This window comes from Bradyrhizobium sp. P5_C11_2 (assembly GCF_054049755.1).
Genome location: NZ_JBFULT010000504.1, coordinates 1 through 5,595 on the forward strand (window position 1 = coordinate 1; position 5,595 = coordinate 5,595).

Sequence of the window (5,595 nt, forward strand, 5' to 3'; positions counted from 1 at the left end):
ACCTGATCGCGGCCCAGCGCGCCTACGAGATGAACGCCAAGGTGATCAGCGCCGCCGACCAGATGATGCAATCGACCACGGCGCTGTTCCGCTGAGGTGATGACGATGATCCGCACGACGCTCGCCACGATCTCTGCCCTGCTCGCGCTGGCGCTGCCGGCGCAGGCGGCCGACGACGCCATTGCCGCGCCGACGCTGCGCGCCAGCGTCACCGTCACCTCCGACGTGGTGCGGGTCGGCGATCTCATCGACAATGCCGGCTCGGCCGCGCTGATCCCGGTCTACCGCTCGCCCGATCTCGGCACCACCGGCGCCCTGCCGGTCGCCCAGGTCCTGAGCGTGCTGCGGGCCAAGCAGGTGATCGGCGTGATGACCGGCGACCTCAAGGAGGTCGCGGTCACCCGGCTCGCCCGCACCCTCGCCAACAAGGACCTCGAGACCGCGGTTGCCGCCGCGCTCGAGCGCCGCTTCGGCCTTGGCGATGCCGCCAACATCACCGTCACCTTCGACCGCGGCGTCTCCGAGATGCGGCTCGATGCCTCCAACAGCGGCGTGCTCCAGCCGGTCGCGACGCGTTACGACGCACGCAGCGGCCGTTTCGACCTGACCTTCGAGATCGGCAACGACAACACCCCGACGCCGACCAAGCTGCGCTTCACCGGCACCGCGATCGAGACGGTGGAGGTCGCAATCCTGACGCGCGATATCGACCGCACCGAGATGCTGAAATCCTCCGACGTCGCGCTGGAGCGCCGGCCGAAGGCGGAGGTCACCGGCGAGCCCGCCTCGCGCGACCGCGCGGTCGGCATGCAGCTCCGCCGGCCGATGCGGGCGGGCACGCCGATCCGGGTCGCCGACATCGCAAGGCCCGAATTCGTGCAGCGCGACCAGAGCGTCACCATCATCTACCAGGTCCCGGGCCTCTATCTCACCACGCGCGGCAAGGCGATCGAGAGCGGCGCCGAAGGCGACATCGTCAGCGTGCTCAACGTGCAGACCAAGCGCACGCTGACCGGCGTCGTCACCGGCCGCGGCCAGGTCACGGTCCAGGGCGCCAGCCAGTCGGTGCCGATGGCCGCCGCGGTCGAGCAGACTTCGTCAATCAAGCGCGACGAAGTCCCCGCGGCCGCAGCCCTCGCCCAAAGCCTGATCCAGACCCCGGCGTCCCCGGCCCAGATCGCCCAAGCACATGTCGCACAAGCCCAGATTCCAGTTCAAGCCTCGCGCGCTCCAGCCAAGTCAGAGTAAGTCATGTCCAGGTTCAGTACGACTTTCAGTTCGGCTTCCCGTCTCCGTCGCATCGCGATCTCTGCCCTGCTGCTGGCAACCTGTACGCTGGCGAGCGGCTGCTCCTCGATCGACCGCCTGTCGCAGATCGGCGAGCAACCGAAGCTGTCAGCGATCGACAATCCGACGACGCAGCCGGGCTACAAGCCGGTGCAGATGCCGATGCCGAAGCCGGAAGTCGCCTCCTACAATCCGAACTCGCTGTGGCGCAACGGCAGCCGGGCCTTCTTCAAGGACCAGCGCGCCCACCAGGTCGGCGACCTCCTGACCGTGACCGTCAACATCACCGACAAGGCCAATATCGCCAACGAGACCCAGCGCAGCCGCACCGCCAAGGAAGATTCGGGAATTACCGACTTCATCGGCAGCCAGACGGTCACGCAGCCGCTCAAGGTCCTGCCCGGCCGCCTTCTCACCACCGACTCGACATCGTCCGCCGACGGCAAGGGCTCGGTCAATCGCCAGGAGGCGTTGCAGACCAATGTCGCCGCGGTCGTGACGCAAGTGCTGCCGAACGGCAACCTCGTGGTCGAAGGCAAGCAGGAGATCCGCGTCAACTACGAGATCCGCGAGCTCGTGGTCGCCGGCATCGTCCGCCCCGAGGACATCCAGAGCGACAACACCATCGATTCCAGCAAGATCGCGCAAGCCCGCATCGCCTACGGCGGCCGCGGCCAGATCATGGACGTGCAGCAGCCGCGCTACGGCCAGCAAGTCATGGACGTGCTGCTGCCCTTCTAGCCTTCTCCCGAGCTCCCACATCGTGTTCGCGAACCTAGGCGCGAACGACGATGTACGACGCGGCCTCCGGTAGCTCCCCTGCCGGAGGCCGCATGTATTTTGGCGCGACGAGCCGCCGCCTACGCGGTCAGTTGGCGCACTCAAACGTCGTCCCAGCTTCCGTCATTGCGAGCGCAGCGAAGCAATCCAGAAATGCGTCCGCGGAAAGATTCTGGATTGCTTCGTCGCAAGGGCTCCTCGCAATGACGGCGGCGACAACTTGCTCAGCGTCGCATTACGGGAGGGGGCAACACGCGTTCGTACGCGCGGTGTCACCAGAATTTCCAGAACGGGGGCCGTGCCGAAGCGGTCGCCGCAAGCACCGCGTAGGTCTCGTCGGTCTCCCATGTGTAGTTCTGATCGTATCGGAAGCCCGTGATGTGCTCGACCAGCTTCACCGGAATGTCGAAAAAATCCTGGTCCGCGGCAACGAGGCCTTCCTGGTCGTGACGCAACTTGTTGAAGAGCGGCGGCAGATCCCCGCTCGGTTTGAGGTTCGTGGCATCGACGTCGCCGTCGTGCTGAAGCGACCAGCATTGTCGTCCGTCGCGCCAGACCTGCGCCTGCGAGAACATCACGTGCTCTTCGACGGAGAGGACGACGATCTCGGCGCTCGCGGACAGCCTCGCCAGCATGGCCGGCGAAAACCGCCGTTCATCGCACGTGTTCGACCAGATCAGATCGTATCCGGAGGGCAGCGCTGCCATCACAAAAGCCCCGCGCTTGATCAACGGGGTCGAGCGATGCTCTGTCGTCGCTGCAAGCTCGATAGAGTTCAGGACCTCGGCGGTCTCCCGTCCTMGAACGAACAGCAGGCAGATCGACACGCCCATGCGTCTGCTCCCCTCGGTCGAACACCAACGATCTGTCTGTCCCGAAGCCCGCAACGACGGGCAGACGATCCAGAGAGCTCACGTAAACTTCGCCTCCACCACGCCCAGCCCGTCCAGCTCCATCCGCACCTTGTCGCCGGCCTTGAGCCACAGCGTCTTCACCAGGCTCCCCGTCAACACCAGCTGTCCCGCATGAAGCCCCTTGCCTTCGGCGGCGAGATGGTTGGCGAGCCAGGCGAGGGCGTTGTGGGGATGGCCGAGCACGTCGGCGCCGGTGCCGTGGCTCACCTCCTCGCCGTTGACGATGGCGCGGCCCTTGACCGCCTTCAGGTCCGGCACGGACGAGCGCGGAACCGATCGCCCCAGCACGCAGCCGGCGGCGAAGAAATCGTCGGCGATCAGCGTGGCTGCGCCCATTGTCTCCCACTTCACATAGCGGTCGTCGACGATTTCGATCGCGGGATGATAGGCATCGACGGCCTCGCCGACCCATTCGGCCGTGAACGGCGCCTCGCCGGCGGCGAGATCGCGCTGCAGCCGCACCGCGATCTCGCATTCGACACCGACGCGGACGTAGTCGGCGGCGGCGAGCTTCACGCCGCTGTCGTGCACGCCCTTCTGGAACACGCCGCCGCCGCAGGGGTGCGGGATGCCGATATAGTCCTGCATCACCTGGCTGGTGCAGCCGATCTTGTAGCCGACCAGCGGCCCGACATGCGGCAGCAGGAGATCGTGCAGCGCGCGCTGCACCTGATAGCCCTCCGCCTCATCGGCCGGCGGAGCCTCCAGCGCCGCGAGCGGCGCATGATTGCGGCGCGCAAGCGCGATCGCCTTCGCGGCTGCGAGAATTTTGTCCATTGGCGCCGCCTCCCACGCTACGCAAGTTCTGCGCGGCAGTGGAGCATCCCGGCCCCGGCCTGACAAGCGCTGGCCGAAGGCAGGGTCCAAGGGCGCGGCCTCACGCCTTGACGAGACCCAGCCGGATCAGGCTTTCGGCCGTCGCGAGGATCGCCTCCTCGTTGGAACTGGCCTGCCAGCCGAGCAGCGACCTCGCCTTGGCGCTGGTGGCATTGCGCTCCTTGCCGAGCATCGGAACCACCGCGCGCAACAGCGGGATCCGGGTCGCGGCCAGGCGCACCAGCCAATCCGGCGCCTGGAGCCGCGGAACCCGGCGCGCCCTGGGACCAAGTTCCCGCCGCAACACCCTGGCGATGTCGAGGATCGACAGCGTTTCGCCGGAGACCGCGATGAAGCGCTCGCCCTTGGCCTCCGGCGCCGTCATCGCCCGCAGGTGCAAATCGGCCACGTCGCGGACGTCGACCAGGCCGAAATAGACCCGCGGCACCGCCGGCATGGCGCCGTCGAGCAGCGACTTCACGATCTCGATCGAGCCGGAAAAATCCGGCCCCAGCACGGGTCCGAAAATGCCGGCGGGATTGACCACCGACAATTCGAGCCCACCGCCCTCGCGCGCGACGAAATCCCAGGCCGCCTGCTCGGCCAGCGTCTTGGATTTGATGTAGGGCTGCGCGTCCAAACCGTCGAGATTGGTCCAGTCGGTCTCGTCGAACGGTTTTGCCCGCGGCTTGTGGCCGTAGGCGATCGCCCCCAGCGACGAGGTGATCACGACGCGCTTGACGCCGGCCTCGCGCGCGGCCCGGAGAACCCGGAGCGTGCCGTCGCGGGCCGGGATGATCATCTCGTTCTCATCCTTGGGCACACTGGTCGAGAGCGGCGAGGCAACATGGAGAACGTAGTCGCAGCCCGCGACGGCCTCACGCCACCCCTCGTCCCGGATGAGGTCGGCGGTGAAGAAGGACAGACTCTCCGGCGAAGCGGCCCCGCCCTCGCGCAGCATGGCCAGCACGTCGGCCTGCCGCTCCGGCCGGCGCACCGTCGTCCGCACCGTGTGGCCGGCGGCCAGGAGTTGCAGGACGACATGGATACCGACGAAGCCCGAGCCGCCGGTGACCAGAACAGTGCTCATTGCCAAATTCCCCTCGTTGCCCGGGCCGGCGAATTGGTTCCGCCGCCCTGCTCAAGGCGGCATCTGGTCACTATCTCCCGGGGAGCAAGTAGAATGGATTTCGAGACCGGTATGGAAAACCTGACCAATGTTTGCGACGGCGACCGCGATTGCAGCCCGGACCCGGCCCTGCTCGCCGACTTCAAGCGCGCCATCCACGCCCTCGGCGGCAAGTGGAAGCTGGAGATCCTGTTCGCACTGATGAACGGCGCGGTTCGTTTCGGCGCATTGCGGCGATCGATCGGCGGCATCACCCAGCACATGCTGACCACGCAGCTGCGCGAGCTCGAACAGGATGGATTGGTGTCGCGGACCGTCTTCGCGGAGAAACCCCTAAGGGTCGAGTACGAGCTGACGGATGCGGCCTACGGCCTGTTGCCGGCTTTAAGGAAATCTTGAGCTGGTCCAGGGCTTATGGGGATGCGCGCCTTATGACGTCGCAGCAGGCCTGATTGCAGCGATGCTTGATGCAGCTGGATCGGTGCCGCAGCATTCGAGTCGATCCCGTTGATGCGACTCGCAAAACCTCCCGCACCTGAAGTGAAGGCTGTTTCTCATCCGAACTCACGTGAGCTCGGAGGAAGAGACTCTAGCCCATTGATCGCGATTCATTTTTCGCGATTGCAGTCGCGCGTTGAAGCGCGCGGCGGCAAGCGACGGGCAATATGC

The 5,595-nt window shown here is 66.3% G+C and carries 6 protein-coding genes and 1 pseudogene; 4 read left to right on the plus strand and 3 right to left on the minus strand.

Annotation, left to right across the window (positions count from 1 at the left end):
• The 3 genes from ACXJL8_RS32275 to flgH form a co-directional block, all read left to right on the plus strand.
• On the plus strand, nucleotides 1–95 hold a 95-nt coding region (locus ACXJL8_RS32275), incomplete at its 5' end, for a flagellar basal body rod C-terminal domain-containing protein (RefSeq protein ID WP_456686242.1).
• Between the two features lie 10 nt (nucleotides 96–105).
• Complete coding sequence (gene flgA / locus ACXJL8_RS32280) at nucleotides 106–1,248, plus strand: flagellar basal body P-ring formation chaperone FlgA (RefSeq protein WP_456686239.1); 1,143 nt, start codon at nucleotides 106–108, stop codon at nucleotides 1,246–1,248.
• 3 nt (nucleotides 1,249–1,251) lie between these two features.
• Nucleotides 1,252–2,028, plus strand: coding sequence for a flagellar basal body L-ring protein FlgH (flgH, locus tag ACXJL8_RS32285; RefSeq protein WP_456623953.1), 777 nt, complete (start codon nucleotides 1,252–1,254; stop codon nucleotides 2,026–2,028).
• Nucleotides 2,029–2,339: 311 nt separating this feature from the next.
• On the opposite strand, the gene ACXJL8_RS32290 is transcribed toward flgH, so the two are convergent.
• The 3 genes from ACXJL8_RS32290 to ACXJL8_RS32300 all read right to left on the minus strand — a co-directional run bounded on the left by ACXJL8_RS32290 (nucleotide 2,340) and on the right by ACXJL8_RS32300 (nucleotide 4,887).
• Entirely contained in the window at nucleotides 2,340–2,900 is a 561-nt protein-coding gene (locus ACXJL8_RS32290; protein WP_456686240.1) for a hypothetical protein, read from the minus strand.
• Between the two features lie 78 nt (nucleotides 2,901–2,978).
• Nucleotides 2,979–3,758, minus strand: coding sequence for a 2-keto-4-pentenoate hydratase (locus ACXJL8_RS32295; RefSeq protein WP_456686241.1), 780 nt, complete (start codon nucleotides 3,756–3,758; stop codon nucleotides 2,979–2,981).
• A 100-nt stretch (nucleotides 3,759–3,858) separates the two neighbouring features.
• Nucleotides 3,859–4,887, minus strand: coding sequence for an SDR family oxidoreductase (locus tag ACXJL8_RS32300; protein ID WP_456623956.1), 1,029 nt, complete (start codon nucleotides 4,885–4,887; stop codon nucleotides 3,859–3,861).
• A 93-nt stretch (nucleotides 4,888–4,980) separates the two neighbouring features.
• Between ACXJL8_RS32300 and ACXJL8_RS32305 the strand changes: the two are divergent.
• A pseudogene (locus tag ACXJL8_RS32305) lies at nucleotides 4,981–5,378 on the plus strand (winged helix-turn-helix transcriptional regulator).
• Nucleotides 5,379–5,595: the final 217 nt, after the last annotated feature.

Bases quoted from the DNA above. Each gene is read 5' to 3' on its own strand.
- ACXJL8_RS32300 (WP_456623956.1), bottom strand. From the start codon at position 4,887: ATGAGCACTGTTCTGGTCACCGGCGGCTCGGGCTTCGTCGGTATCCAT.
- ACXJL8_RS32295 (WP_456686241.1), bottom strand. From the start codon at position 3,758: ATGGACAAAATTCTCGCAGCCGCGAAGGCGATCGCGCTTGCGCGCCGC.
- flgA (WP_456686239.1), top strand. From the start codon at position 106: ATGATCCGCACGACGCTCGCCACGATCTCTGCCCTGCTCGCGCTGGCG.
- flgH (WP_456623953.1), top strand. From the start codon at position 1,252: ATGTCCAGGTTCAGTACGACTTTCAGTTCGGCTTCCCGTCTCCGTCGC.